This is a genomic window from Pseudomonas sp. NPDC090592 (genome assembly GCF_044769185.1).
Lineage (GTDB): Bacteria > Pseudomonadota > Gammaproteobacteria > Pseudomonadales > Pseudomonadaceae > Aquipseudomonas.
Genome location: NZ_JBIVXJ010000019.1, coordinates 40,105 through 67,043, shown reverse-complemented (window position 1 = coordinate 67,043; position 26,939 = coordinate 40,105). Strand labels below are relative to the sequence as shown.

Annotated in this window: 19 protein-coding genes; 9 read left to right on the top strand and 10 right to left on the bottom strand. The window is 62.9% G+C overall.

Annotated features, from left to right (window positions below):
* The first annotated feature begins 214 nt into the window (after nt 1–214).
* Nucleotides 215–442 carry a hypothetical protein gene (locus tag ACIQUI_RS17950; RefSeq protein ID WP_403201023.1) on the top strand — a complete coding sequence of 76 codons (228 nt, stop codon included), beginning with the start codon at nt 215–217 and terminating at the stop codon, nt 440–442.
* 141 nt (nt 443–583) lie between these two features.
* On the opposite strand, the gene ACIQUI_RS17945 is transcribed toward ACIQUI_RS17950, so the two are convergent.
* The 5 genes from ACIQUI_RS17945 to ACIQUI_RS17925 all read right to left on the bottom strand — a co-directional run bounded on the left by ACIQUI_RS17945 (nt 584) and on the right by ACIQUI_RS17925 (nt 6,194).
* On the bottom strand, nt 584–1,063 hold the full coding sequence (locus ACIQUI_RS17945) for a copper chaperone PCu(A)C (protein ID WP_403201021.1): 480 nt from the start codon (nt 1,061–1,063) through the stop codon (nt 584–586).
* Entirely contained in the window at nt 1,064–1,672 is a 609-nt protein-coding gene (locus ACIQUI_RS17940; protein WP_403201018.1) for an SCO family protein, read from the bottom strand.
* 333 nt (nt 1,673–2,005) lie between these two features.
* Entirely contained in the window at nt 2,006–2,590 is a 585-nt protein-coding gene (gene nfuA / locus ACIQUI_RS17935; RefSeq protein WP_012271640.1) for a Fe-S biogenesis protein NfuA, read from the bottom strand.
* A gap of 58 nt (nt 2,591–2,648) precedes the next feature.
* Nucleotides 2,649–3,683, bottom strand: coding sequence for an acyltransferase family protein (locus tag ACIQUI_RS17930; RefSeq protein WP_403201016.1), 1,035 nt, complete (start codon nt 3,681–3,683; stop codon nt 2,649–2,651).
* Nucleotides 3,684–3,893: 210 nt separating this feature from the next.
* Entirely contained in the window at nt 3,894–6,194 is a 2,301-nt protein-coding gene (locus ACIQUI_RS17925) for a fatty acid cis/trans isomerase (protein ID WP_403201158.1), read from the bottom strand.
* Between the two features lie 176 nt (nt 6,195–6,370).
* Between ACIQUI_RS17925 and metH the strand changes: the two genes are divergently transcribed.
* Together metH and ACIQUI_RS17915 are read left to right on the top strand one after the other, a co-directional pair.
* Entirely contained in the window at nt 6,371–10,078 is a 3,708-nt protein-coding gene (gene metH, locus ACIQUI_RS17920; protein WP_403201013.1) for a methionine synthase, read from the top strand.
* A 152-nt stretch (nt 10,079–10,230) separates the two neighbouring features.
* On the top strand, nt 10,231–10,446 hold the full coding sequence (locus ACIQUI_RS17915; protein WP_403201010.1) for a DUF2970 domain-containing protein: 216 nt from the start codon (nt 10,231–10,233) through the stop codon (nt 10,444–10,446).
* 334 nt (nt 10,447–10,780) lie between these two features.
* On the opposite strand, the gene ACIQUI_RS17910 is transcribed toward ACIQUI_RS17915, so the two are convergent.
* The gene (locus tag ACIQUI_RS17910) at nt 10,781–11,857 is read right to left on the bottom strand and encodes an ABC transporter substrate-binding protein (RefSeq protein WP_403201007.1); all 1,077 of its coding nucleotides are present in this window, start codon (nt 11,855–11,857) and stop codon (nt 10,781–10,783) included.
* 213 nt (nt 11,858–12,070) lie between these two features.
* Between ACIQUI_RS17910 and ACIQUI_RS17905 the strand changes: the two genes are divergently transcribed.
* From ACIQUI_RS17905 to ACIQUI_RS17890, 4 genes are all read left to right on the top strand, one after another.
* Nucleotides 12,071–13,723, top strand: a complete 1,653-nt coding sequence (locus tag ACIQUI_RS17905; RefSeq protein WP_403201005.1) for a nitrite/sulfite reductase — start codon at nt 12,071–12,073, stop codon at nt 13,721–13,723.
* Entirely contained in the window at nt 13,707–14,201 is a 495-nt protein-coding gene (locus ACIQUI_RS17900) for a DUF934 domain-containing protein (protein WP_403201003.1), read from the top strand. Before ACIQUI_RS17905 ends, ACIQUI_RS17900 begins: the two co-directional genes overlap by 17 nt.
* 168 nt (nt 14,202–14,369) lie before the next feature.
* Entirely contained in the window at nt 14,370–15,173 is an 804-nt protein-coding gene (gene dkgB, locus ACIQUI_RS17895; protein ID WP_403201000.1) for a 2,5-didehydrogluconate reductase DkgB, read from the top strand.
* A gap of 236 nt (nt 15,174–15,409) precedes the next feature.
* Nucleotides 15,410–15,874 (top strand): DUF1348 family protein, encoded by a 465-nt coding sequence (locus ACIQUI_RS17890; protein WP_403200998.1) that lies wholly within the window; start codon nt 15,410–15,412, stop codon nt 15,872–15,874.
* Nucleotides 15,875–16,079: 205 nt separating this feature from the next.
* Here ACIQUI_RS17890 and ACIQUI_RS17885 read toward each other — a convergent pair whose 3' ends face one another.
* The 3 genes from ACIQUI_RS17885 to ACIQUI_RS17875 all read right to left on the bottom strand — a co-directional run bounded on the left by ACIQUI_RS17885 (nt 16,080) and on the right by ACIQUI_RS17875 (nt 22,436).
* Complete coding sequence (locus ACIQUI_RS17885) at nt 16,080–17,042, bottom strand: aliphatic sulfonate ABC transporter substrate-binding protein (RefSeq protein WP_403200995.1); 963 nt, start codon at nt 17,040–17,042, stop codon at nt 16,080–16,082.
* Nucleotides 17,043–17,056: 14 nt separating this feature from the next.
* The gene (locus ACIQUI_RS17880; RefSeq protein ID WP_403201156.1) at nt 17,057–18,013 is read right to left on the bottom strand and encodes an ABC transporter substrate-binding protein; all 957 of its coding nucleotides are present in this window, start codon (nt 18,011–18,013) and stop codon (nt 17,057–17,059) included.
* 103 nt (nt 18,014–18,116) lie between these two features.
* Entirely contained in the window at nt 18,117–22,436 is a 4,320-nt protein-coding gene (locus ACIQUI_RS17875) for an NEL-type E3 ubiquitin ligase domain-containing protein (RefSeq protein ID WP_403200993.1), read from the bottom strand.
* A gap of 210 nt (nt 22,437–22,646) precedes the next feature.
* Between ACIQUI_RS17875 and ACIQUI_RS17870 the strand changes: the two genes are divergently transcribed.
* On the top strand, nt 22,647–24,560 hold the full coding sequence (locus ACIQUI_RS17870; RefSeq protein WP_403200990.1) for a tyrosine-protein phosphatase: 1,914 nt from the start codon (nt 22,647–22,649) through the stop codon (nt 24,558–24,560).
* Between the two features lie 41 nt (nt 24,561–24,601).
* Here ACIQUI_RS17870 and ACIQUI_RS17865 read toward each other — a convergent pair whose 3' ends face one another.
* Nucleotides 24,602–25,588 (bottom strand): AraC family transcriptional regulator, encoded by a 987-nt coding sequence (locus ACIQUI_RS17865; RefSeq protein ID WP_403200988.1) that lies wholly within the window; start codon nt 25,586–25,588, stop codon nt 24,602–24,604.
* 159 nt (nt 25,589–25,747) lie between these two features.
* Here ACIQUI_RS17865 and ACIQUI_RS17860 point away from each other — a divergent pair, with 159 nt between their 5' ends.
* A complete protein-coding gene (locus ACIQUI_RS17860) occupies nt 25,748–26,896 on the top strand; it encodes a M14-type cytosolic carboxypeptidase (RefSeq protein WP_403200986.1) in 1,149 nt (382 codons plus the stop codon).
* The last annotated feature ends 43 nt before the right edge of the window (nt 26,897–26,939 follow it).

Here is a 26,939-nt window from a genome sequence, read left to right as displayed (position 1 = left end):
TAGTCAGCGGGAATAGATCCATTCAATCTAAAACCTAGCCACGACTAAATTCAACGCCAAAGTTGTAACAATGCCGACACTCTAAGTGCAGGTATCAAGTAACTTTTTATTACTTGAGATGCTAGCTTTGCACCTGATCAGCGCCTCCTGCAAACCAGCAAGAGCCCCGCCAACCCTCTGCTACACTGACAAGGCTGAATTGGAGGATCCTGCCATGTCCGAACGAGAGCTCACCACCCTTCTGTCGCTGATGAACCAGCGCCAGGCCTGCCTGAGCAGTGCCTGCAAGGAGATTGCCGACTGGATCGGCCGGCAGGGCGATGTGCCCGCTGCCGGCAAGATTCGCGCAAGCCTGAAGGCGCTGGAGGCCGATGAGGCCCAGGTTCGAAAGACCTTGACCTCGCTGACCCTCGACAGGCCTCTGCCGAGGTTTCGCAGCTGATTGCAATGGGGGCCGCTTTGCGGCCCTATCGCGACACAAGGCCGCTCCTGCAGGGATAGCGTCAGCAATGACGGCGACGTTATTCCTGTAAGAGCGGCCTTGTGTCGCGATAGGGCTGCCAAGCAGCCCCACATGGAGCTGTCAGTGGCTCATGTGCATGTGATCATGTCCACCCGCCTCGGCGGTGAGCGCACGCACTTCAGCCTGCACGTCGAGGGTTTCCTTGGCCCCTTTGGCATCCTCGATGGTCAGGGTCAGCGGTACTTTCTCGCCTTCCTTCACCTGATTGTTCAGGCCCATCAACATCACATGCAGGCCATTCGGGTCCAGGGTCACGGCTTTGCCGGCCGGTAGCTCGACGGCCTTGACCTCACGCATGCCCATCACGTCGCCGTTCATGGTCATCTCGTGCACCTGCACGGTCTTGGCCACGGGCGAAGCCACGCTCACCAGCTTGCTGTCGCTGCTGGCGGTCAGGGTCATGAAGGCACCGGTAGACTGCTGGTGCGGCACGCTGGCACGCACCCAGGCATCGCTCACGGTGGTCTGGGCCAGGGCTGGCAGGGCCAGGCCCATCAGTGCCAGGGCAGCCAGGCCGCGTTTGATCGGTTGCATCGACATTCAGCAGATCTCCATCAGGGTGACCAGGTCTTCGGCACATTCCTTGGCGTTCAGGGAATGGCCCAGGCTCAGGCGCAGGGTGCCACGTGTATCGTAGACGTAGCTGGTGGACGAGTGAGAGATGGTGTAGGTGTCGCCGGCCGGAACCTTTTCGTAGAACACCTTGAACTCCTTGGCCACCGCCGCGATTTCCTCGGGGGTACCCGTGAGTGCAGTGAACGTGGGGTCGAAGGCCTTGACGTAGGCATCGAGCACTTCGGGCGTATCACGTTCCGGGTCCAGGGTGATGAACACCACCTGGAACAGGTCGCGGTCACGGCCACGCAGCAGCTTGCGGATCTGCGCCGCACGCACCAGGGTGGTCGGGCAAACCGCCGGGCACTGGGTAAAGCCGAAGAACACCATCGGCATGCTGCCGTAGAAACTCGACAGGGTGCGCACGTTACCTTGCGGGTCTTTGAGGCTGAACTTGCGACCGAGGATCTCGTTGCTCATGTTCTTGCCGTACTTGAACTCGAGCCCCCGGGCCGGGCTACAGCCTGCCAGCAGGCCAAGCCCGAGAACGCCCATGCCGGCGACAACCGCACGCCGGGTCAAAAGATCATTCATGAAACCATCCTTTACAGGGAAGGTGCCGGCCCTCGGGATGGGCTGGCTGAAAAACCGGGGCATTCTGGCATGACACCCCAAGGGGTTCTACCCGACCAAGGCGGGGATAGCCTGCAGCCCTTTGAATACGGGCTGCGGCCTGTTGTCGCAGGGGTTGAAACAGTAACAGTTTGTTGCTAAGAGAGCCGCGTTACGCGATCGTTGTAGGAGCGGCCTTGTGTCGCGAAAGGGCCGCAAAGCGGCCCCGGCAATGTTCGTTGCGAAGCTGAAACCGTAGGGCCGCTTCGCGCCCCATCGCGACACAAGGCCGCTCCTACAGCGACCGCGTACGCCTTAGTAGTAGGCGTTCTCTTTCTGCGTGTGGTCGGTCACGTCACGCACGCCCTTGAGCTCTGGAATACGCTCGAGCAAGGTGCGCTCGATGCCTTCCTTCAGGGTCACGTCGGCCTGGCCGCAGCCTTGGCAACCGCCACCAAATTGCAGCACGGCGATGCCGTCATCGACCACGTCCACCAGGCTGACCTGGCCGCCGTGGCTGGCCAGGCCGGGGTTGATCTCGGTCTGCAGGTAGTAGTTGATGCGCTCGTTGATCGGGCTGTCTTCGTTGACCATCGGCACCTTGGCGTTCGGCGCCTTGATGGTCAGCTGGCCACCCATGCGGTCGGTGGCGTAGTCGACCAGTGCGTCTTCCAGGAACGGCACGCTGACCGCGTCCAGGTATGCGGTGAAGCTCTTCAGACCCACGGCGGTGTCGTCGGGCTTCTCTTCGCCCGGCTTGCAATAGGCAATGCACGTCTCTGCGTACTGGGTGCCCGGCTGGGTGATGAAAATACGAATGCCGATGCCAGGCGTATTCTGCTTGGACAGCAGATCGGCCAGGTAGTCATGGGCGGCGTCGGTAATGGTTATAGCGCTCATGTAGGTTCCTCACAGACTTGCCGCCAAGTGTACGCCAACCCGCCCATTGAACAAAGTCCTAGTATTTGACTCGGGAAAGCGCATATTCAGGTGCCCGCCCCCGTGGCGCCGCCAGCCAGGCTTGCATGCGCCGGTACAGGCCGCGCTCCAGCCACTGATAGCTGAACCACGACATTAGTCCAATGGACGGCACGCACAGGGCAAACACCAGGTACGGGTTCAAGCCCAGCCGTTCGCTGGCGAACCAGCCGGCATAAAGCACCAGCACGTGAATCAGGTAGACCGAATACGAACAGTCGCCCAATGCCTTGAGCACCTGGTTGCCTTTGAACAAGGGCTCCATGGACACAAACGCCAGCACGATCATGGCGCTTGGCAGCCCCCAGTGCAGCAGGCGTTGGGAAGCATCCAGGTGATACAGCGCATAGCCGGCCACCGCCAACAGCGCCAGTGGGATCCACAAGCCTTGCCGAATCAGGCCACGACGGTAGATCACACCCAGGCCGATACCCAGCAGGAACTCGTAGATGATGCCGTTGTTGTAGAAGTGGCTGAGCAAGCCAAGGCGGCCCAGCACCTCGCTCGCCAATAGCAGCGCCGCTGTCATCAACAGCTGCAATTGGCGATGGCGGACGAGAAATGCCAGACCGAACAACAGGTAGAAGAACATCTCGAAATTCAGTGTCCAGCCTACGTTCAGCGTTGGGTACAGGCCATAGCCACCGGGGTTTTCCGCTGGAATGAACAGCAGCGAGAGCAACAAGTGGTGCCAATCGAATTCCTGATGCGGCATCCATTGGCTGAAGGCCAGCAGCAACGTGGCCATGAGTGCGGTATAGAACCAGTAGGCCGGGACGATGCGCAGTGCCCGGTTAAGCAGGAACTGGCGCGGCTCGACAGCTTTGTCGCGGGTCGACAGGTAGATGACCAGCCCGCTGATGACGAAGAAGATGTCGACGCCTACAGCGCCACGGTCGGTGAGCAGTTGGCCGATGGGGCCGGTGGCGTGGAAATCGAAGAAGATCTGCATGAAATGGTGGCAGACCACCACCCAGGCGGCGAACGCCCGCAGTGCCTGAAGCGAATACAGCATGAAATACCCTGCGCTTGGCGGTGCATTGAGGCCAGGCGAGCGCGCCGCGCTCGTTCGCGGGCTCGCCCGCTCCCACAGGGCGCATGCCATGCCCGAGAGCACCACACATGCTGTGGGAGCGGGCAAGCCCGCGAATGGGGCTGCACAGCAGCCCCCCGGACCACCCACCTTTTCCGACCGCAGGGTACCCGGAAAGGTCAGCCAACCCGATCAGAGGTTCTCATACCGGTTCATGTCCAGCACCCCCGCCTCCACCGGCTGGGTCTCCTTGATGTAGCTGTTCAGGTCATGGAAGTAGCGCCAGAACTCAGGGTGACTACGGCGCACGCCCCAGCGCATGACGATGCGTTCGAACTTGGCGGCATCATCCTTGGCATACTCCATGTCCTCGACAAACTCCGGCACATCCTTGGTCGGGACGTTGAAGATGAAGTTGGGGTAGCTGCTGAGCACGCCCGGGTACAGCGTCAGGGTATCCAGCCCCGGCTGGTAGCGGTACGCCTCACCCAACAGGAACGCCACATTGCTGTGCGCGCGGTTGCGCAGCAGGCTGTACACCTGGCGCTGGCCGCCCTGCCCTTCGATGCGCAGCATGGTTGCCTCGGGCAACTGATTGATCACCTTCAACCCGGCAGCCGGGCGCGACACCAGGCGGCTCAATGACTGCTCGGCATTGCGGAACTCTTCGTTCATCTGCGGCCGTGAGCAGAATGCGCCCTGGCAGCGGTTGATCGGATCGGGCGATGCATTCAGGCTGCCGGTGCGCTGCAACAGTTTCAGGCCGAAGTCGCGCTTGGCATGGCGCGGGTCGAGCTGGATACCGCTTGGGGTGTCAGTGTCGATGTCTTCATAATCCATCCACATCTTCACCTTGCCACTGTTCTGGTACCAGTCACCCAGGATCGCCTTGCGCTGGTCGGCCGGCATCAGGCGCAGGAAATTGACCTCCGCGCCGTTGCGGATCAGGTCGAAATACAGGCGCGTCTGCAACTGGTGCGACACGTTGCCGTACACATCGAAGTTGACCGCCAGTTGGTAGTAGGTGCGCTCGAACAGCGGGTAGTCGAACAGCCACATGGTCAACGGCACGTCGCCAATCAGGCCCTTGGTCACCGAAGCGCTGTCGAAGTGGCGGAAAATGCTCAGCAAGGCATTGTCGTTACCGGCCCACAGCGTTGACCAGCCCGGTGCCGGCATGTCGGCGTAGGCGTCGCGGCGCAGCTTCTCGTATTCGTTGCGCTTGTCGCGGTAGGCATGCCAAAGGCTCAGCACACTGCCCACGTCATCGATCTGCCCCGGCATGGCCAGCAATGGCGTGGCCTGGCCACGGTATTCGGCATCGGTGACGTAGCGGTCGAAGGCCGGCTCCTGGAACAGCGCCCAGAAGTTGTCGCGGATCACATCGGTGGCGATCTGGCCGCGGCACACCGGGCCACGGATGAAGGTACGCACGAAGTACTCGGCGTTATCCAGCATGAACTGGTAGCGCGCAACAGCCGGGATGGCCTCGAAGGTTTCGAACGGGTTGGCCCGGTGGCGCGGGCCGTAACCTGGCAACGAAGTGGCGTGCCAGTCGCCGGCGTAGAACAGCTGCTTGACCCGCTTGAGCTTCTGCGGCCCCATTGGGTAGGTGATGTGCGTCTTGTGCACGATCACGCCCTGCACCGGGATCAGCCGGTAATAGAAGTCGGTACCCGGCGGGTCATTGGGGCGGCGCGTGGCAATGATGTCGACCGGCTTGCCGCTCGGCGTGCGCGAACGTACCCACTGGAAGAAGTGCCCCTGCTCGCCTCCCACGAAGTAGATGTGCGCCAGGAACAGGTGCTCGTACAGCCAGCGGCCGACCAGCGCCTCGGTGGAGCCCGGGCGGTTGAGCAGCTCTTCCCAGTCGGCGATCTGCGAGGCTTCCGTGGCACTTGGCTTGATCGGTTGGTATTCCACCGGCGCACCCGCCGCCAGCCAGCGGCGCATGGTGTCGTACTCCTTGTCGGTCAGCCCGGTCACCGCCAGCGGCATGCCCTCCCTGGGGTGGGCGCCGGCATAGGCGTCGAACTCATGGGGCAAGGGGCACATGTTGTTGCGGCTCAGGCCCAGCACAATCTCCTCGGGTAGCTTGGCGTTGGGCGTGAGCGGGGCCTTGTGCCCCAGTTCCAGCATGCGCGCCATCAGCGCGGCCTGGCTGCCCTGGTTGTCGAGCACCGAGTAGAAACCCTTCTTGCGCCACTGTTCTTCACTGTGGGCGTCGTAGAACAGCCGCGTGGTAGGCACCGCCTTGCTGCGCTCGCCCTGGTACACCGGGACCTTGCTGGCCCCGCGCACCGCACCCTCCGGGCTTTCCAGCTTCAGCTGGCAGGCGGCGTCATTGCAGGCGTGGCAGGCCACGCACTTCTCGGTGAAGATCGGTTGAATGTCCCGGGTGTAGGAAATGGCCGGGCTCGACTGGGGGGCTTGCCCGAACACCGCGCCGCTGATGAGCAGGGCGAAGGCGCCGGCAAGGATACGATGCACCATGTGCGAAAAGTCCTGGTTCTTGAAAGCCATCACGATGTTTGCCTGGTCGTCCTTGGGTGCTGGTAACCATGCCAGCAACATGAGCAGTTTTCATGCAAATTGGCGATACGCCTAAAAACCGCGCAGCTTTGTTATGATTCCGCACCTTCTGATATTTGCCCGACCAGGTAGTTCCTATGTCCGACCGCAGCGCTCGTCTCCAAGCACTCCAGAACGCACTCAAAGAGCGCATCCTGATCCTCGACGGCGGCATGGGTACTATGATCCAAAGCTACCGCCTGGAGGAACACGACTATCGTGGCACGCGTTTCGCCGATTGGCCAAGCGATGTAAAAGGCAACAACGACCTGTTACTGCTCAGCCGCCCGGACGTGATCGCTGCCATCGAAAAGGCCTACCTGGATGCCGGCGCCGATATCCTCGAAACCAACACCTTCAACGCCACGCAGATTTCCCAGGCCGACTACGGCATGGAGTCGCTGGTCTACGAGCTGAACGTGGAAGGCGCGCGCATCGCCCGCCAGGTAGCGGATGCCAAGACCCTGGAAACCCCCGACAAGCCACGCTTCGTTGCCGGCGTGCTCGGCCCTACCAGCCGCACCTGCTCGATTTCCCCGGACGTCAACGACCCCGGCTACCGCAACGTCACCTTCGATGAGCTGGTAGAAAACTACATCGAGGCCACCCGTGGCCTGATCGAGGGCGGCGCCGACCTGATCCTGATCGAAACCATTTTCGACACCCTGAACGCCAAGGCGGCGATCTTTGCCGTGCAGCAGGTGTTCGAGGACGACAACGTCGAACTGCCGATCATGATTTCCGGCACCATCACCGACGCCTCCGGCCGCACCCTGTCGGGCCAGACCACCGAGGCTTTCTGGAACTCGGTGCGCCACGCCAAGCCGATTTCCGTGGGCCTGAACTGCGCCCTCGGTGCCAAGGACCTGCGCCCGTACCTGGAAGAATTGTCGACCAAGGCCGATACCCACGTATCCGCCCACCCGAACGCCGGCCTGCCAAACGCCTTCGGTGAATACGACGAGACCCCGGCCGAAATGGCCGCAGTGGTCGAAGAATTCGCCGCCAGCGGCTTTCTGAACATCATCGGCGGTTGCTGCGGCACCACCCCGGGCCACATCCAGGCCATTGCCGAAGCGGTGGCCAAGTACAAGCCGCGCGAGATCCCTGAAATCGCCAAGGCCTGCCGCCTGTCGGGCCTGGAACCGTTTACCATCGACCGCCAGTCACTGTTCGTCAACGTCGGCGAGCGCACCAACATCACCGGTTCCGCCAAGTTCGCCCGGCTGATCCGTGAAGAGAACTACACCGAAGCACTGGAAGTCGCCCTGCAGCAGGTCGAGGCCGGCGCCCAGGTGATCGACATCAACATGGACGAAGGGATGCTCGACTCCCAGGCCGCCATGGTCCGCTTCCTCAACCTGATTGCCGGCGAACCCGACATCTCGCGCGTGCCGATCATGATCGACTCGTCCAAGTGGGAAGTGATCGAGGCGGGCCTCAAGTGCATCCAGGGCAAGGGCATCGTCAACTCCATTTCCATGAAGGAAGGCGTCGAGCAGTTCAAGCACCACGCCCGCCTGTGCAAGCGCTACGGCGCTGCCGTGGTGGTCATGGCCTTCGACGAGGTCGGCCAGGCCGACACCGCCGCGCGCAAGAAGGAAATCTGCCAGCGCAGCTACGACATCCTGGTCAACGAAGTGGGCTTCCCGCCCGAAGACATCATCTTCGACCCGAACATCTTTGCCGTCGCCACCGGTATCGAAGAGCACAACAACTACGCCGTCGATTTCATCGAGGCCTGTGCCTACATCCGTGACCACCTGCCGCACGCGCTGAGTTCGGGCGGTGTGTCCAACGTGTCGTTCTCGTTCCGTGGCAACAACCCGGTGCGTGAGGCGATCCACTCGGTGTTCCTGTTCCACGCGATCCAGAACGGCCTGACCATGGGTATCGTCAACGCCGGCCAGCTGGAGATCTACGACGAAATTCCGGCCGAGCTGCGCGAGAAGGTCGAGGACGTGGTGCTCAACCGCACCCCGTACGGCACCGACGCACTGCTGGCCATTGCCGACGACTACAAGGGCGGTGGCGCCACCAAGGAGGTGGAAAACGAAGAATGGCGCTCGCTGCCGGTGGAAAAACGCCTGGAGCATGCGCTGGTCAAAGGCATTACCGCGTTCATCGTTGAAGACACCGAGGAGTGCCGCCAGCAGTGCGCACGCCCGATCGAAGTGATCGAAGGCCCGCTGATGAACGGCATGAACGTGGTCGGCGACCTGTTTGGTGCGGGCAAGATGTTCCTGCCCCAGGTGGTCAAGTCGGCCCGCGTGATGAAGCAGGCGGTGGCGCACCTGATCCCGTTCATCGAAGCCGAAAAAGGCGACAAGCCGGAAGCCAAAGGCAAGATCCTGATGGCCACGGTAAAAGGCGACGTGCACGACATCGGCAAGAATATCGTGGGTGTGGTACTTGGCTGTAACGGCTACGACATCGTCGACCTTGGCGTGATGGTGCCGGCCGAGAAAATCCTGCAAACCGCCCGCGAACAGAAGTGCGACATCATCGGTCTGTCTGGCCTGATCACCCCATCGCTGGACGAGATGGTCCACGTTGCCCGCGAAATGCAGCGCCAGGGCTTCGAACTGCCACTGATGATCGGCGGGGCCACCACCTCCAAGGCGCACACTGCGGTCAAGATCGAGCCGAAGTACAGCAACGATGCGGTCATCTACGTTACCGACGCCTCGCGCGCGGTAGGCGTTGCCACCCAATTGCTGTCCAGGGAACTCAAGCCAGGCTTCGTCGAGAAGACCCGTGCGGAATACGTGGACGTACGTGAGCGCACCGCCAACCGCACTGCCCGCACCGAGCGCCTGAGCTACAGCCAGGCCATCGCTGCCAAGCCGCAGTACGACTGGGCCGGTTACCAACCGGCGGTGCCTTCCTTCACTGGCGTCAAGGTGCTGGAAGACATCGACTTGCGCACCCTGGCCGAATACATCGACTGGACCCCGTTCTTCATCTCCTGGGACCTGGCCGGCAAGTTCCCGCGCATCCTCACCGACGAAGTGGTCGGCGAAGCTGCCACGGCGCTGTACAAGGATGCCCGCGAGATGCTCGACAAGCTGATCGACGAAAAGCTGATCAGTGCCCGTGCGGTGTTCGGCTTCTGGCCGGCCAACCAGGTGGCTGACGACGACATCGAAGTGTACGGCGACGACGGCCAGCCACTGGCTACCCTGCACCACCTGCGCCAGCAGACCATCAAGCCGGACGGCAAGCCCAACTGGTCGCTGGCCGACTTCGTCGCACCAAAAGCCAGCGGCGTCACCGACTATGTAGGCGGGTTCATCACCACTGCCGGCATCGGTGCCGAGGAAGTGGCCAAGGCCTATCAGGACAAAGGCGACGACTACAGTTCGATCATGGTCAAGGCGCTGGCTGACCGCCTGGCCGAGGCCTGTGCCGAATGGTTGCACGAGCGGGTGCGTAAAGAGTACTGGGGCTATGCCCGCGACGAGCACCTGGACAACGAAGCGCTGATCAAGGAGCAGTACAGCGGTATCCGCCCGGCCCCGGGCTACCCGGCCTGCCCTGACCACACCGAGAAGGAAACGCTGTTCCGCCTGCTCGATGGCACCGCCATCGGCGAAACCGGGCCGAGTGGCGTGTTCCTGACCGAGCACTTTGCGATGTTCCCGGCGGCGGCGGTCAGTGGCTGGTACTTTGCCCACCCGCAGGCGCAGTACTTTGCCGTGGGCAAGGTCGACAAGGACCAGATCGAGCGCTACAGCGCGCGTAAAGGCCAGGATGTGAGCGTGAGCGAGCGCTGGCTGGCGCCTAACCTGGGGTACGACAGCTAATCCCGCGCTGGCTTTTTCGCGGGCTTGCCCGCTCCCACAGGTATGGCGCGATCCCTGTGGGAGCGGGCAAGCCCGCGAAGAGGCCGGCACAGGCAACCTCATTTCAATTGCCTACACTGTCCCTGATTGCCTCTGATTCCCCAGGAGCCACCATGGACGATTCCAGCCAGGGCAAACCCCCAACCTTCTGGCAGATGCTGCACAGCATCCTTGCCGCCGCCTTCGGCGTACAAAGCGGCAAGAACCGCACCCGCGACTTCACCCACGGCAAGGCCAGCCATTTCATCGCGCTGGGCACGCTGTTCACCCTGGTGTTCATTGCCGTGCTGATCGGCCTGGTGCAACTGGCCCTGCACCTCACCCGCTAGCCGATGTGGTCCCTGTGGGAGCGGCGGTGCGGCGATCCGATTCACCCGCGAAGAGGCCGGCACAGGCGAAATAAAAGCGCCCGCGAGATTCCCTCCCGCAGGCGCCCTGGCTACATCACGGTCTAAAGTTTCAAGTCACTGGTGGCTGACCCAATACACGGCAGTGACTACCACCAGGACGATCAGGCAGAGGATCGCCCAGGCATCGACACTGCTGTCAGCTTTGCGGACCTTGGTTGAGTTTCCCATTGCATTGCCTCTTGTAGTGGTTATGGGAATGCACTTCACAACCAGCAGTTAAGACGAGCAATGCCCTTCCCTCAAGCAGGGTCTTTCAATAGTCGACCGGTGACGTCAAAAACGGGTATTTGTAGCTGGCCGGCCGCCCTTCGGCGCTGTATTGCAGAAAATCGACGCCATAGTCGGCCCGCCCCAGCAGTTTCAGCCAACGCTGCGCCTTGGCCTTGTCAATGGATTGCAGCAACGGCACACGGTGCTCGCGCAAGCCATCGCGGTTCAACGCCAGCCCTTGAGCGTCGTCGTGCAACATGACCATGGCCCAACCGCCCAGGCTGAAATGCCCGCCCATCAGCACGCTCAAGCGCCCGTCGATACGCGCACGCAAGGCCTCGGGCGAGCTGTTGACGGCGCCGAACAACACATCGCGACCAGGCTTGCGCCCTGCTTCCTCGAACGCCTGCATGGCCCCAAAGGCCATCTCGTCATTGGCCGACCATACCAGGCGGGTATCCGGGTAGCGCTCCAGCAACACGCGCGCCTGCTCGTAGGCTCGCTGGCGGTTCCAGCCGCCATACACCACCTGGCGCAGGCGCACCTGGGGGAAGTCGGCCAAGGCGCGACGCATGCCCTCTTCGCGCTGCTGCGAAGCAGGTGTGGTCTTGACCCCGGCGAAGGCCACCAGGTCCACCGGGAAGCTGTCACGAGGCAACCGCGCGACCATCTGGTGCAACATCTGGAAGCCCGCCTCGTCGTCGTTGGTCGTCAAGGTGCCCAGTGGTTCGGCATACTTTTCGGGCTGGGCCTCGATGCTGCGGGCCTGGCTGGCCGTCAGGCCGTTGTTGACCAGCAGCAGCTTGACCCCGGTACCACGCGACAGGCGCATGATTTCCGGAGCCACGTACTGCTCATTGACCAGCACCAGGTAATCTGGCCGCTGCGGCCCATTCAGAATCGACCTGGCCTGGCTCAGTGCCAGGTCGGCGCGGCGCTCGCTGTACTCCACCCGCAGGGTCATGCCCAATTCGTCTGCGGCGGCCTGCATGAAGCGGGTATAGCTGGTCCAGAAGGTTTCCGTGGACAGCCCCGGGTTCAGGAACACCACCGACGCCGACTGCGCGTTTGCTACCAGCGGCAGGGCAAGACACAAGCTTTGGCACAGGGCCTTGAGCATGGGGTTACATCTCTGTGAAGCAAACACCGGATTATAAACGCCTGGTTACGGCCAGCGCACAAATGGCAGTCAGTCTCACATAGTCCATTTGGTTCTTTTCATATGCAAAAACATCACTTTAGCGCATAAACCCAACCTGCTATCTTTCCCCGGCTCCGTACCGGAGTGCGCGGCCGTGCGCGCGAATAGCTGCATGCCTGAGACAGGACTTTTATGTACGTATACGACGAGTACGATCAGCGGATCATCGAGGACCGCGTCAAGCAGTTCCGGGATCAGACCCGCCGCTACCTGGCCGGTGAGCTGAGCGAAGAAGAATTCCGCCCTCTGCGCCTGCAGAACGGCCTTTACATCCAACGTTTCGCGCCGATGCTGCGTGTCGCCGTGCCGTACGGCCAGCTGAACGCCACCCAGGTCCGCACCCTGGCCAAGATCGCTCGCGACTACGACAAGGGCTATGCCCACATTTCCACCCGTCAGAACGTGCAGTACAACTGGCCGGCGCTGGAAGACATCCCCGACATCCTCGCCGAGCTGGCCACCGTGCAGATGCACGCGATCCAGACCAGCGGCAACTGCCTGCGCAACACCACGACCGACCAGTTTGCCGGTGTGGCTGCAGACGAGATCATCGACCCGCGCCCGTGGTGCGAGATCGTCCGCCAGTGGACCACCTTCCACCCGGAATTCGCCTACCTGCCGCGCAAGTTCAAGATTGCCATCAACGGTTCGCAAGAAGACCGCGCCGCCATCGAAGTGCACGACATCGGCCTGGAGCCGGTGCGCAACGCGGCCGGCGAGCTGGGCTTCCGTGTACTGGTAGGCGGTGGCCTGGGCCGTACGCCGGTGGTGGGCTCGTTCATCAACGAGTTTCTGCCATGGCAGGACCTGATCAGCTACCTGGACGCCATCCTGCGCGTGTACAACCGTTACGGTCGCCGTGACAACAAGTACAAGGCGCGGATCAAGATCCTGGTCAAGGCACTCACGCCAGAAGTGTTCGCCGAGAAGGTCGAGGCCGAAATGGTCCACCTGCGCGGCGGCAACACCACCCTGACCGAAGATGAAGTGCAGCGCGTGTCGCGCCACTTCGTCGACCCCGAGTACCTGGCCCTCGACAACGTCGACTACGCCGCGCACGACGCCGAGTACCCAGGCTTCGCCCGCTGGCGCTCGCGCAACACCCGCGCGCACAAGCGCCCTGGCTACGTGGCCGTGACCCTGTCGCTCAAGCCTACCGGCGTTGCTCCGGGCGACCTGACCGACAAGCAGCTGGACGCCGTGGCCGACCTGGCCGAACGCTACAGCTTCGGTTTCCTGCGCACCTCGCACGAGCAGAACATCATCCTCGCCGACGTCGAGCAGCGCCAGCTGCACGCGCTGTGGCTGGAACTGCGCGAAGGCGGCTTTGCCACCCCGAACATCGGCCTGCTGACCGACATCATCTGCTGCCCGGGCGGTGACTACTGCTCGCTGGCCAACGCCAAGTCGATCCCTATCGCCGAATCCATCCAGCGCCGCTTCGACGACCTGGACTACCTGTTCGACATCGGTGAAATCGACCTGAACATCTCCGGCTGCATGAACGCCTGCGGCCACCACCACGTGGGCCACATCGGCATCCTCGGCGTGGACAAGAAGGGTGAGGAGTTCTACCAGGTGTCGCTGGGTGGCAACGCCGCACGCGGCGCGAGCCTGGGCAAGATCCTCGGCCCATCGTTCGCCCAGGAGGCCATGGCCGATGTGATCGAGAAGCTGATCGCCGTGTACGTCGAGCAACGCACCGAGGAAGAGCGTTTCATCGACACCTACCAGCGTATCGGCATCGACCCCTTCAAGGAACGCGTCTATGCAGCGAATCATTAAGAACAACCAGATCGTCGACGAAACCTGGCACTTGCTGCCCAAGGAAACGCTCTTCGACGAACTGACCAACTGCGACGACTACATCGTTCCGCTGCAACTGTGGCGCGACCACGCCCACGTGCTCAAGGCCCGCGACGGCGGCCTGGGCGTGTGGCTGGACAGCGACGAAGAAGCCGAAGAAATCGGCGAGGACGTGCAGCACTTCCAGGTCATCGCGCTGAACTTCCCGGCGTTCACCGATGGGCGCAGCTACTCCAACGCGCGCCTGCTGCGTGATCGCTACAAGTTCAAGGGCGAGCTGCGCGCCATTGGTGACGTGCTGCGTGACCAGCTGTTCTTCATGGCCCGTTGCGGCTTCGACGCGTTCGCCATCCGTGCCGACAAGGACCCGGAAGACGCGCTGCAAAGCCTGAAAGACTTCTCGGTGACCTACCAGGCCGCCACCGACGAGCCGCTGCCGCTGTTCCGCCGCCGCTGATCGTTTCGCGCTTCCCGACAGCCCGCCTTTTGGCGGGCTGTTTCGTTTGAAAAGTGATTCGTGCCTGTACGTCAAATGACTTTGACGCTACAGCGGCTTACTCAATGCCTTTGCACGCGACAAACTGGCCTTCACATGATCGTCACCGCACTTTTCAGGAGTATTCCCATGAGCATTCCGTCTTTCGGCCTCGGCACCTTCCGCCTCACCGGCCAGGCCGTGATCGACTCGGTCAAGTCCGCATTGGCGCTGGGCTATCGGGTCATCGACACTGCACAGATCTACAAGAACGAAGCCGAAGTCGGCCAGGCCATCGCAGAAAGCGGCGTGCCACGCAGCGAACTGTTCATCACCACCAAGATCTGGGTCGACAATTACGCGGCCGACAAGCTGGTGCCCAGCCTGCGTGAGAGCCTGGACAAGCTGCGCACCGACCATGTCGACCTGCTGTTGATCCACTGGCCAGCCCCGGGCAATGGCGTGAAACTGCCCGAGTACATGGCGGCCCTGGCCGAGGCCAAACAGTTGGGCCTGACCCGCCAGATCGGCATTTCCAACTTCAACATCGAGCTGACCCGGCAGGCCATCGACGAGGTGGGCAATGGCGAAATCGCCACCAACCAGATCGAACTCAGCCCGTACCTGCAAAACAGCAAGCTCGCCGCGTTTCTCAAGGCGCAAGGCATTACCGTCACGTCCTACATGACCTTGGCCTATGGCAAGGTATTGCAAGACCCGGTCCTGGCCGAAATCGCAGCCAAGCACAAGGCCACCGTTGCCCAGGTCGCCCTGGCCTGGGCGCTGCAACTGGGCTATGCGGTCATCCCATCGTCGACCAAGCGCGAAAACCTGGCCAGCAACCTGCTAGCCCGCGACCTGAAGCTGGACACCGACGACATGGCACGCATTGCCTCGCTGGAACGCAACGGCCGCGAAGTCAGCCCTGACGGCCTGGCACCGGCCTGGGACTAAGCCCCCATCGTGCGCCAAAGCCGCCCAACGCCGGCATGCCTGCGTTGGGCGCTCAACCGCAGCATCAGAACCTGAGCCCCACATTGACCATACCGGCCGCCAAGCTCGACTGATTGCGCCAACGGGTGAGGCATCAGAAATGGCCTGCATACCGACGCGATGCCGAACACATTCATTCCCCGTCTCGTCACCGGCAGCTAACCTGCTAAAAGCCAACCGACCCGAGGAGTACCGCGATGTCCCGCCCACCCCTGCCACCCTTCACCCGCGAAAGTGCCATCGAAAAGGTCCGCCTGGCCGAAGATGGCTGGAACGGCCGCGACCCGGCCAAGGTTGCACTCGCCTACACCCCGGATACGGTCTGGCGTAACCGCGTCGAATTCCCCCGTGGGCGTGCCGAGGTTGAAGCGTTCCTGACCCGTAAATGGAACCACGAGCTGGAATACCGCCTGATCAAGGAGCTGTGGGCGTTTACCGGCAACCGCATTGCCGTGCGCTATGCCTACGAGTACCACGACGACAGCGGCCAGTGGTTTCGCGCCTATGGCAACGAAAACTGGGAGTTTGCCAACGACGGGCTGATGCAGAACCGCCATTCGAGCATCAACGAGCAGCCGATAAGCGAAGCCGAGCGCAAATTCCGCTGGCCACTGGGGCGACGCCCGGATGACCACCCCGGGTTGAGCGAACTGGGCCTTTGATCAGCCCAGCGCCAGCGTGCCCCTGGCTTGCAGGATGGCAATGCTTGCGGAATCTGCGCGGCCCCTGTGGGAGCGGCTGTTTTGTGCTGTTTGTGCCGGCCTCTTCGCGGCTAAAGCCGCTCCCACAGGTTCAGTGCGCACCTCAAGGCAGGCGCAATTCCCTGTGGGAGCGGCTTTAGCCGCGAAGAGGCCGGCACAGGCATCCTCAATTGACAGCCTTTGGCTCGAACACGGTCACTGCACGGGCATCCACCGGTTTGGGCAGCAGCCCTTCGCGGTAGAAGGCATCGGCAATGCGCTGCTGCTCGCCCAGGTTGTCCAGTTGCACCGGTTGCACGTCATAGCTGCGCCGGCCATTGGCCTGCTGCACTGTGGCGCTGTCCAGGTTGCCCCACAGCGGCCCCAGCACCCGAGCGGCCGCTTCGGGGTTGGCCTTGGTCCAGGTGCCGATCTCGCGCAGCGCCTGATACACCTGCTGCAGCACATCAGGGTGCGCCCTGGCGTAATCGCTGCCGGCCAGGTAATAGCGCTGGTAACTCGCCAGCTCGTTGCCATCGGCGAGGATGCGCGCGTTCTGTTGGCGCTGGGCACTGGCCACGTAAGGGTCCCAGGTAACCCAGGCATCGACCTGGCCATTTTCGAACGCCGCCCGGCCATCGGCAGGGATCAGGTACGCCGGGGTAATGTCCTTGAAGCTCAGGCCGGCTTTGGCCAAGGCCTGGATCAACAGGTAATGGCTGCCAGCCGCCTTGGTCACGGCTACCCGCTTGCCCTTGAGGTCGGCCAGGGATTTGAGCGGCGAACCGGCTGGCACCAGAATGGCCTGCGCCGAGGGTGACGGCGCCTCACGTGCAAAGTAAGTGAGCCTGGCACCTGCTGCCTGGGTAAACACCGGCACGGTATCGGCCACGTCCGCCGACAAGTCGACGTTGCCCAGGTTCAGTGCCTCCAGCAACGGCAGGCCGCTGGGGAATTCATGCCAGCTGACGCGAATGCCCTCGGCCTGCAAGCGCTGCTCCAGCGTTCCACGGGCCTTGAGCAAGGTCAGCAACGTGGAGGACTTCTGATAACCGATGCGCAGGGTCTGTTCGGCGCTGGCAAGCGACGGCAGCAGACCACCGAGCAGCAGGCCCAGGGCCAGATGGCGCAAGTGTTTGCGATGCAGCATGGAAACTCTCCGGGTCAATGTTGGGCCACTGAGTCCGTGGCGGGCACGGTGAAGTCACTGGCGAAGGTCGGGGCCACGTCGAGGCGTTGAGCCATCAGGCCATGGGCGTGGTAGAAATCGGCGGTTTCCTGTTGTTCGCTGACGGTCTTCGTGTCGATAGCCTGCCAACGCAACTGACGGCGCTCGAACTGCAAGCGGGCGGCGTCCTGCGGGAAGCCGATGATCGAGGCCAGGGTTTGCGAATAACTGTCCAGGTGCTGATTGGCCCAGACCTGGGCGCCGGCCAGGCGCGCCAGGTAATCCTGCAAGGCGGCCTTGCGCGCTGGGTCCTCCAGCGCCTTGTCGGTAGCGGCCAGGAAACTGTTGCCACTGGACAACCCACGACCGTTGACCAGCACCCTGCCCTGGCCGCTCAGTTCGGCCAGCGCGGTGTAGGGCTCCCAGGTCGACCAGGCATCTACCGAACCATTGGCCAGGGCGATCTTGGCATCGACCGGGCCAAGAAAGCGGAACTCCACGTCCTTCTCGCTCAGGCCGGTCTGGTCCAGCGCCTTGAGCGCCAGGTGATGGCCAATCGACCCACGCCCAGTGGCGATGCGCTTGCCCTTGAGGTCGGCAGCGCTGTGCAGCGGTGCGTCAGGCCGCACCAGCAGCGCCGTCCCATAGGGGTCGGACTTGTCCACGGCGATGGCTTTGACCGGTGCCCCGGAAGCCAGCACGAACAGCAACGGTGCATCACCAATGATGCCGGCATCAATCGCCCCGGCGTTCAACGCCTCAGCCAGCGGTGCGGCGGCGGGGAATTCTGCCCAGTGAATGTCGTAAGGCAGGTCGCGCAAGGCATCGGCAGCCTCCAGTTGGGCGCGCATGTTGCCTTTCTGGTCACCGATGCGCAGGGTCAGGCGGTCACTGGCCACTGCCTGCGTGGCAAGCAGTATGGCAGCGGCGAAAAGCAGCAGGCGGGATCGAATGAGCATCCGCAGTTCCTTGCAGGTGGGAGGAACTGCGAATGTAGCGGGGCTCATCAAATAAATAAAAGTGATAAAAGATATAAGCTAATATGCGTAATCACATTTACCTCCGATGGTACGCCTCGCGGGTCAGTTCGAGGTACAACTCCCGCTCAGCCGTTGAACGCTCAGCCTGAAGCGCTTGGACCGAGTCACGGAACGCTTGATCCGACATTCGCTCACGTTGATCGAAAACGACCTCGAGCCGCTCATGGAACGGCCCGCTCATGGCCTCGAACCTGTCGGCATGCAGACGTCGTAGGTATTGCTGCCAGAAGTCGCGCTGGGCCAGCGAGCTGCTTAGCGCGTCGGGGTTCTCGGCAAGAGTGACCTCAAGCCTGGCGAGGTCCAGGTCATCGTTGCTCACGCCACTGATGTTCCTGTAGTTCATGGCCGAGGGCTGCCCGGGCAAATCGAGGGCATCCGCCAAGCCAACCCGGTAAGCCAGGTGGACTTCCACTTCATCAACTGGCAAGTCGCCGCTTGTGCGCATCTGCCGGATATGCCGGCTGGCGATACGGTCGACCTGGTCCAGGCGAAACAGCTCGCGCCCCAACTGCAACAGCGGCCGCATGGCGTAAGCCCCTTCAAGCCCGGCTGCACGCTGCGCCGCCAGGGTTCGTACCTCCAGGGTACTCAGGATCAACAACATCTGGTCGGCACAGCTGCGTGGCCCGGCCGCTTGCTGAAACACCGCCTCATGCACCTCACCATTGAGCTCGCAAGCCTCGATGATGCTCCATACCCGACGGGTCATTTCACTGCGCTGGTGCTGAAAATTCTCAGACCTGGAAAAGTCGGCAAAGAAGCGGAACAAGTCCTGCGCACCTTCTTCAGCGGCCAGGTTGCTCCATCGAACCAGACGACGGGGGTGGTCGCCGGCCGCCACGCCCTCCAGATAGCGCAAGCGCTCGTCTTCCAGCGGTTCATAATGGTCACGAACGGGCAATACGGATGCCGCCTGGTTGTCCAGAAGCTCGCGCATTTGCCAGACAGCGTACGCAGAAAGGGGGTTGCCATGCAGATAGACCCGGCCCGGGTCGCGTCTGATCAATCGCAGCAGTGCATCGGAGAGCTCACTGATACCGTTTTCACGCAGGTCGATCAGGGCCAGCGTGGGTGACTCAAGCAGAGCCATTGGCAACTCGCGCAGCCCGGTCGTGCGCAAATTCAGGATTCGCAAGCGGTACAGCGCGCGCACATCCGGGGCCCGGCCCAGCAGGTTACCGCGAAGGTCGAGCGATTCAAGCCGGTGCAGTGCAGCCAATCGCTGGTTACCTTCGTTGGTCAGGGCGATGTGGTTCTGGGCAAGGTTCAGTTCGCCGAGCTCTACCAATTGCTCGATACCGGGGGGCACCGCTATCAACAGGTTACCACGCAGGTCCAGGCTATGTACCCGGCTGAAGCGCTGCAGGAAGCCGGGCTCGATTTCCGACAGGCTCATGTTGCGCAGGGTCAAGCGTGCGACATGGCTGAAATCCACAGCTTCAGGCAGCCTTGGCAACGCACCCACACGCCAGCCATGAATGTACAGCTGATAGTTGCCATGGGTATCCCGATGCTGGCGGTGCCAAGCGCGGCGAATCACCCGCGCCACCCAGGCGCGACGCACCGTTTGCACCGGGCCGGCAGATGCTCGCCGCCAGTCAATGAGTGCGTTGTCCAGCAGGCGCGATTGTTCGTGAAGCTGGAAATAGCGTTGCCAGGGCGTGATGCCCTCGCCACTGGCCAAGGCGATGAAGTGCTCCACCTGGGCGTCGGTAAATCTGGGGAACAAGCGCCTGATCGCCTGGCGCAGCGCCTCGCCGCTGCTTTCTCCACGCCCGCTGAGTGGATAGCCGAGCCGGCCATCGCCAAGACGCACCGGGGGGCGCACCCTGCCAGCCGCAGGCGCCATGCCTAGCAAGGTTGCCAGTTCATCACGCTGTGCATAGGCACGCTGTGCCAGCCCCTGTGCAAGCTGATCTGCCGACAGCCCTGCATCTCCCAGCGCCTGCCGCTGTGTTCCACTCAACTGCCACAGTAGCGCCTGCATCAAGGTGTCATCCTCGCCCGCGCCTGGTAACGGCACGCCTGTATCATCCAGTGCCTGATAACCGCGGCGCCCCTTGGCGATTACATTCACCCTGGTGGCGGATTCAGTGCCCATACTGGCCAGGGGCAAGGCGCCGGGCTGCGCCTCGCGCAACTCGATTCGCAGCGTGTCGGGCCAGCTCAGCCATTGCCCCAGCAGCCCGAACGCCAGGCGCTCGGTGTCACCATTCACAGCCTGCGCCTGGATAAACCCTGCGCAGGCCCTGTCCAGGCGGCTGTCCCTCAATAGCCAGCGGGCTTGCTCGGCCAGGGCCAGCGGCACCCGCTGCCGGTCGAGCATTTGCTCAACCAGCAACTCGTCAGCCTGCTGCACGATTTCATATGTGCTACGCGCCGTCAGCCCCGGAAAATCACGCTGCAACACCTGTTCGGCAGGTGACGCTACCCGTTGCTGTTCAATGAAATGTTGTTCAAACGCAGCCCCTTGTAGCCTGGGAAACTGTTCGTGGAGCTGCTGGCGCTGCAAGGCATCAAGCAGGCGCGCCGGCGCCGCGCCCTCCTCCAGGTGCAAGCCCCGCAGCCGGTTTTCATCGTAGCCCGTGACCTGCAGCGCATCACTTGCGGCCTGCTCGTCCACCTCGGCCAGGCCACTGCGCAGGCGCCGCAGCAACTCGACGCCCTGCCATGTGTGAGGTGCTTCCAGTTCATGCCGCCAGGTGCCAGCCCCCAGATGCCGCAGTGTTGGCGTGTAGGCCCCATCACGCTGTGGATGCTGGATGTGCAGTTCGCCTTCAAGCGGGTCGCCGGCCACCCGGTAGGCGGCCTGATGGGTACGAACGCGAAGCTGGCCATCGACCCTGGCGTGCTGGCCGGTGGATGTAGGGTCATCACTCAACGCATAGGCCTGCAATTGCGGGTCGACCAATTTGTACCGGCCCTCTACGGTTTGCACCGGCGCCAGCGCATCGACCATCGAAGCCCGGCGCAACAATCGCTCCGAGGCCGCCCCAGCCCCGGCAGCCACGGCGGTCTGTGCCAGGTTCACAGCCACACTCAGGGCATGCTCCAGCGCGCCTTGTCGATCCCCCAGTTGCCAGTCTACGTAGCCCTCATAAACATCATCCACCACCTGCAATGCAGCAATGCCGAGCAGTGCCAGGCCCAAGGCCGGCACATAGAAACTCGCCAGCCCCAGCAGGTCCAGACCGGAGCTCACGTAGAAGTGCAACCGCCGATCACGCTCGGCGCTGTCCTGAACGGCGGTAGGCACGGCCAACACCTGGGCGTCGTCGAACAGGGTCGCGAGCTGGGTCGCGCGCAGGTACTGGAACACCGGCTCATGGATAACTTCGTGGCGCCCATCGAGCACCACGGGGGTGTGCTCCGCCCCTTGTGCCAACGCTTGGGTCAGCGCCAGTGTGTACCGCTCGCGGTCACGCTCGCTGATGAACCGCTGAAAGTACGCTGGGTAACCGGGCAAGCGAAACCGTCTGCCCAGCACCATGAACAGCGCATCCCAGGACGCATGCCACGTCATTGCTCCGTGTGGGTCGTCAGGCAACCAGCACAGCACGCCTTCCAGTTGCCCCTCGCCCACGCCCTCACGGTGCAGTTCGAAGGCCACGGCCCCACGTACGCGCTTACCCAGCACGCGCAGGGCGACCGGTCGCATCCGCGTTACCCCCTCTGGGTTGCTACTGATCGCTGCCAGGCATTGCGCCAAGGTGGTCTCACCCATATCACCCTTGAGGGCAGCAAGGCGCAAAGCTGCTTCAAACGCATGGCGATGGCCTTGCTCCAGCAGTGTCGCCACCTGCTGCCCTGCCACCCCCGGCGCAGTGAGCTGCGCCTTGAGGTAGGCCAGGTACTGCCCGCCAATATCCAGCGTACGGCAGAGCCCGGCAAAGGCCCTGGCCGTCATGGCCAAGGCGTTGCCTTGCTCATCGAGCAGCCTCGATTGGTCAGAGAACCCCAGCGACCGGCTTTCGCCATCGCTGAAATTGTGCAACGCGGCGGCCAGCAAGCTGTGCTGCAAGGTGCGCTGACGAACACTCGGCGGCGCTTTCGGGTCCGCGGTGGGATAGCGCTCGACGAAGTGCATTTTCAGTACGGCCTTGCGCACATCCAGGGGCTGCACGCGCTGCTCGGCAAGCGCGCTTTGCAGCAAGGGGGCAGCAAAGTCATCCAGGGGCACAAGGCCACCGAACAATGCCTGCAAACGGTGCTGCACGGCCTGTTGCCGGTGCAAGCAGTCATGCAGCTCTAACAGGCGGGTGGCGCAGGCCTGGGTCAGCCACTCGGGCAACTGGCTGGCGATCAAGGTGTCGATGGAATCTGCGGGGTATGGCATCTGGGGCCTCTCCTTTGTGGAAAGGCACCATTCAGAACTCATGCGGCAACGCGACCGCGGTAGTTAACGCTGCATACCAGACGCAGGACACCCTGCGCATGAAAAAGACAGATCGCGCAGCCTTTTGCCCTTCACCGCAACTTGTAACATTCAGTTTCATCTTGCCCACGGACAGTAGCCAGCCCAACCCATCCACCTGAGGCCTGATCCGTGCTGCAACGTGTGCTCTGCTCCCTGTCCCTGCTCACCCTCGCCATTTCCACCGCCAACGCCGCTGAAGCGCTCGACACCCCGCGCCTGGCCGGCATGGACAACTTCCGCGACATTGCCGGCACCACCAGTGCCTACAGCACAAGCCATGACGGCACCATGCGCACCGGTGTGTTCTACCGCTCCAATGCCCTTACGCCGACCGCCGCCGACCTGGCAGTGCTCAATGGCCTGGGCATCAGCGATGTGTACGACCTGCGCACCCCGAGCGAAATCGCCAGCACGCCCGATACGCTGCCGCAGGGCGCCAGCTACACCAATATCGACATCATCGGCAGTACCACATCGGGCTCGAATATCACCAACATTTCCTTCAGCAGCGCCGCACAGGCGCGGGCGATGATGCAGGAAACCAACCGCGCCTTCGTGAGCGACGCTGGCATGCGTGGCCAGTTTGCCGTGCTGTTCAATGAACTGGCCGCCGCCGACGGTGCCGCGCTGTTCCACTGCACCGCTGGCAAAGACCGCACGGGCTGGACAGCTGCGGTGCTGCTGAGCATCGCCGGGGTAGACGATGGCACCATCATGAGCAATTACCTGGCCACCAACGACTATACCGCCGCCCGCGTGGCTGCCACCCTGGCGGCAATGCCGGCCAGCATGGCCCAGATCTACGCACCGTTGCTGGGCGTCGAGGCCAGCTACCTGCAGGCGGGCCTGGACGAAATCAGCGCCACCTACGGCAGCATGGACAACTACCTCAAGCAAGGCCTGGGCCTTAGCCAGGAAACGATCTACGTGCTGCGCGGCAAGATGGTGCGCTATGGCACACTGCCCGGCGAGGCTGGCTTGCTGGGCAACGCTGCGGCCGGCGCGCAACTGTTGGGCGATTTGCAGGACACTTCGCTGTCGGGCGGCTACAGCGCCTACAACTACTACCTGCAATCAGCCATCGATGCCGGCACCCTGGGCGGTGTGGAATCGACCGTGGGCGGCCAGGTGCATGCGGATGCTGCCAGCTACCTGCTGCGCCAGGGCGCCCTGATTGAACGCGCAGCCTCGCCGTTTAGCGACGCCAGTAACCTCAAAACCGGCCAGGCGCGCCTGTGGAGCACGGCGCTGGCGGGCTACCTGGGCACCGATGGCTCAGCCCAGGCGGCCAGCAGCAACGAGCATAGCCAAGGGCTGATGGTGGGCTTGACGCAGCGCTTTGCCGAACAGCTCAGCGCCTACGCCGGCTTTGGCTACAACCAGGGGAATGTGGGCGGCGGCAGTGGCGAGGCCGACACAGACCTGACCTTCCTCAGCCTGGGCATGCGCTTTGCCCCGGGGGGACTGGAACAGGGGCTGTTCATCGACACCGGCATCAGTGCCGGCTGGCTTGACTACACCAGCAAGCGCGAACTGGGCGGTGGCCTGGGCACGGCCAAGGGCGACAGCCATGGCACCCTGGCCGGCGCCAGCCTTGCATTGGGTTACCGCCTGCCGGCCAACGGCATGGTGCTGGAGCCAAGCCTCGGGCTGCGGATCAGCCGTGTCGACCTGGACGGTTTCACGGAAAAAGGCAGCGAACTGGCCCTTCAGGTAGATGACCTGAAAGCCACCCGACGCAGTGCGATGGCCAACCTCAAGGTGTCGTTTGCACCCATCCCGGCAGGTAACTGGCAGCTGGTACCTGGAGTAGAGGTGGGCTATGAACATGCCTTGGGTGATCATCAGGTCGACAGCCAAGGGCACCTGCTGGGGCTGGACATCGAACAGCGGGCAGCCTTTGACAACCGCGACCAGTTCAGCGGTGGCGTCAACCTGATGGCCAACCTGGGTGCGTTGAGTGTCGGTGCCGAAGTGGCGGCCCTGGGCGGTGGCGACAGCCATGGGGTGAGTGGCAGCCTCAAGGCCAGCTACGCGTTCTGACCTGCGCCGCCTGGCACCGGCAAAGCTGGTGCCAGGCGGTGCTAGCTTCCTCGCCGCACCTCGGCAGGGCTTACTCCGAACGCCTGCTGGAAGTACTGGGCAAACCGCCCCGCGTTGCTGAACCCGTGCTGCAAGGCCACTTCGGCCACCGAGCCGCCCTGCCCACCCGCCAGCAGCCGGCGCGCACTTTCCAGGCGCACCTGCCGCTGATAGCCAACAATCGAGGTGCCGGCAAAGCGGCGAAAGCCATCCTGCAACGCCCGCAAGCTGACATTGGCCAGCCCCGCCAGCTCAGTACCACTGACCAGGCTGGCCGGGTGCTCGCGCAAATAAGCCATTGCCAGTTTTACATGCCGCGGTGCCAATGCCGGCGCGGGGCTGCGTAATGCTTCGGTGTAATTGTGCGGCCATGTTTCCAGCACCGCGTCCACCAACATCTCCTGCAAGCGTGCCGGCATCAGCATGCCGCTGTTGATCAACGGGTCGAACTGCGTGCCAGTGGCCAGCTCCAGCAATGCGCGTACCCCCTGGAACGCCGGCACCGTCAGGTCTACCACTGGCGCAAAACTCACCGGCACCAGCAAAGGCCGCCCCAGCAACACCGACAGGCGTTCGGCAAATGACCCACGGCGGATCGACATGCCATATTGCGCATGGTTTTCGGCAAAGCGCACCGCGCGGATATCACGTTTATCAACCGCCAACCCTACCTGAGCGCCCCCCATCGCCGTCCCCCGGTGATCGAACATGATCTTGCCCGCGGTAGGCAGCACGAAGGTAATTTCGTCCATTGGCGTGGGCAAGGTGATGCTGAAGTCACCGCCATAGTGCATGCGCCGCACGCTCATGCCATCGAAGCGCCCATACACACCACCGATGCGAATACCCTCGGCCAGCGGTGGCATGTCGGCGTACAGGCTGCCGAACATCTGCGTGAACACGGCAGCGAAATCATCGCTGCGCATGTCGCTGGAGCGGAGGATGAAGGGCTTGCGGGTCATGCGCGGATACACATCAAGCTCACTCATGCAGGAAGGGCCGAGACCCTAGCACGCACCGTATGACAGACGGGTTACAGCAAAAAGGCCGGCCGCCCGCCTTGCGATTGATTGATACCTGACGCGCCGCCGGGCAACCAAGCCGTGTACAGTACCCCTACAACAAAGCCCCCCGAAGGAGCCCGGCCCATGACCGTGACGCTGTCCCCCCTGCAGATCGACTGCACGTTCGATTCCGGCAACATCCAGGTGCTGGACGCCAGCAACCCGGCCCAGGTGCACCTGGCCATCCGCCCGGACACCCACAGCGGCCACTACCAGTGGTTCCACTTCAAGGTCAGCGGGCTGACGCCGGGCCAGGTCCATCGCTTCAGCCTCGACAACGCCTCGGGTTCCTCGTACAAGAATGCCTGGAGCGGCTACAACGCCGTGGCCTCCTACGACCAGCAAAGCTGGTTCCGCGTGCCCAGCCAGTTCGACGGCACGGCGCTGTCGTTCGAGGTGAAGGCAGAGCAGGCGCAAATCTGGTTCGCCTACTTCGAGCCCTACCCGCGCGCGCGCCACAACCAGTTGATCGAGCGTGCGCAGCAGTTGCCAGGGGTCGCGTTGCTGGCCAGCGGGCGCAGCGTGCAGGGCCGCGACATTCCCCTGCTGCGTGCCGGTGATGGTGCCGACGGCAAACGCAAGCTGTGGCTGATTGCCCAGCAACACCCAGGCGAGCACATGGCCGAATGGTTCATGGAAGGCGTGATTGACCGCTTGCAGGCCAACGATACGGTGATCCAGGGCTTGCTGGCCAAGGCCGACCTGTACCTGATCCCCAACATGAACCCCGACGGCGCCTTCCTCGGCCACCTGCGTACCAATTTCAAGGGCAAGGACCTCAACCGTGCCTGGCAGGACGCCAGCGTCGAGCTGACGCCGGAGGTGTTCTTTGCCCAGGCGCAGATGAAGCAGTACGGCGTGGATGCCTTCGTCGATGTGCATGGCGACGAAGAGATCCCCCACGTGTTTACCGCCGCCTGCGAAGGCAACCCGGGCTACACGCCGCGGCTGGCAAAGCTGGAGGAGCAGTTCCGCAGCACGTTGTGCAGCCTGACCCGGGACTTCCAGACGGTGCACGGTTACACCCGCGATGAGCCCGGGCAGGCCAACACCACGCTGGCCTGCAACGCGGTGGGGATGGCGCATGACTGCCTGTCACTGACGCTGGAAATGCCGTTCAAGGACCATGACGATGCGCCCGATGCTGTAACCGGCTGGTCGGGTGCGCGGTCGAAGGCACTGGCCGGGGCGGTGCTGGAAACATTGGCGAAGATGGTCGGGGATTTGCGCTAACAGGCAGCCGGACGCCACACCCTGTGGGAGCGGGCGAGCCCGC

Coding starts and splice junctions, on each gene's coding strand:
- ACIQUI_RS17865 (WP_403200988.1), bottom strand. CDS start 25,588: ATGAGTGAGCTTGATGTGTATCCGCGCATGACCCGCAAGCCCTTCATC.
- ACIQUI_RS17875 (WP_403200993.1), bottom strand. CDS start 22,436: ATGCCATACCCCGCAGATTCCATCGACACCTTGATCGCCAGCCAGTTG.
- ACIQUI_RS17860 (WP_403200986.1), top strand. CDS start 25,748: ATGACCGTGACGCTGTCCCCCCTGCAGATCGACTGCACGTTCGATTCC.
- ACIQUI_RS17950 (WP_403201023.1), top strand. CDS start 215: ATGTCCGAACGAGAGCTCACCACCCTTCTGTCGCTGATGAACCAGCGC.
- dkgB (WP_403201000.1), top strand. CDS start 14,370: ATGAGCATTCCGTCTTTCGGCCTCGGCACCTTCCGCCTCACCGGCCAG.
- ACIQUI_RS17905 (WP_403201005.1), top strand. CDS start 12,071: ATGTACGTATACGACGAGTACGATCAGCGGATCATCGAGGACCGCGTC.
- ACIQUI_RS17915 (WP_403201010.1), top strand. CDS start 10,231: ATGGACGATTCCAGCCAGGGCAAACCCCCAACCTTCTGGCAGATGCTG.
- ACIQUI_RS17890 (WP_403200998.1), top strand. CDS start 15,410: ATGTCCCGCCCACCCCTGCCACCCTTCACCCGCGAAAGTGCCATCGAA.
- ACIQUI_RS17930 (WP_403201016.1), bottom strand. CDS start 3,683: ATGCTGTATTCGCTTCAGGCACTGCGGGCGTTCGCCGCCTGGGTGGTG.
- metH (WP_403201013.1), top strand. CDS start 6,371: ATGTCCGACCGCAGCGCTCGTCTCCAAGCACTCCAGAACGCACTCAAA.
- ACIQUI_RS17925 (WP_403201158.1), bottom strand. CDS start 6,194: ATGGTGCATCGTATCCTTGCCGGCGCCTTCGCCCTGCTCATCAGCGGC.
- ACIQUI_RS17910 (WP_403201007.1), bottom strand. CDS start 11,857: ATGCTCAAGGCCCTGTGCCAAAGCTTGTGTCTTGCCCTGCCGCTGGTA.
- nfuA (WP_012271640.1), bottom strand. CDS start 2,590: ATGAGCGCTATAACCATTACCGACGCCGCCCATGACTACCTGGCCGAT.
- ACIQUI_RS17900 (WP_403201003.1), top strand. CDS start 13,707: ATGCAGCGAATCATTAAGAACAACCAGATCGTCGACGAAACCTGGCAC.
- ACIQUI_RS17945 (WP_403201021.1), bottom strand. CDS start 1,063: ATGTCGATGCAACCGATCAAACGCGGCCTGGCTGCCCTGGCACTGATG.
- ACIQUI_RS17885 (WP_403200995.1), bottom strand. CDS start 17,042: ATGCTGCATCGCAAACACTTGCGCCATCTGGCCCTGGGCCTGCTGCTC.
- ACIQUI_RS17940 (WP_403201018.1), bottom strand. CDS start 1,672: ATGAATGATCTTTTGACCCGGCGTGCGGTTGTCGCCGGCATGGGCGTT.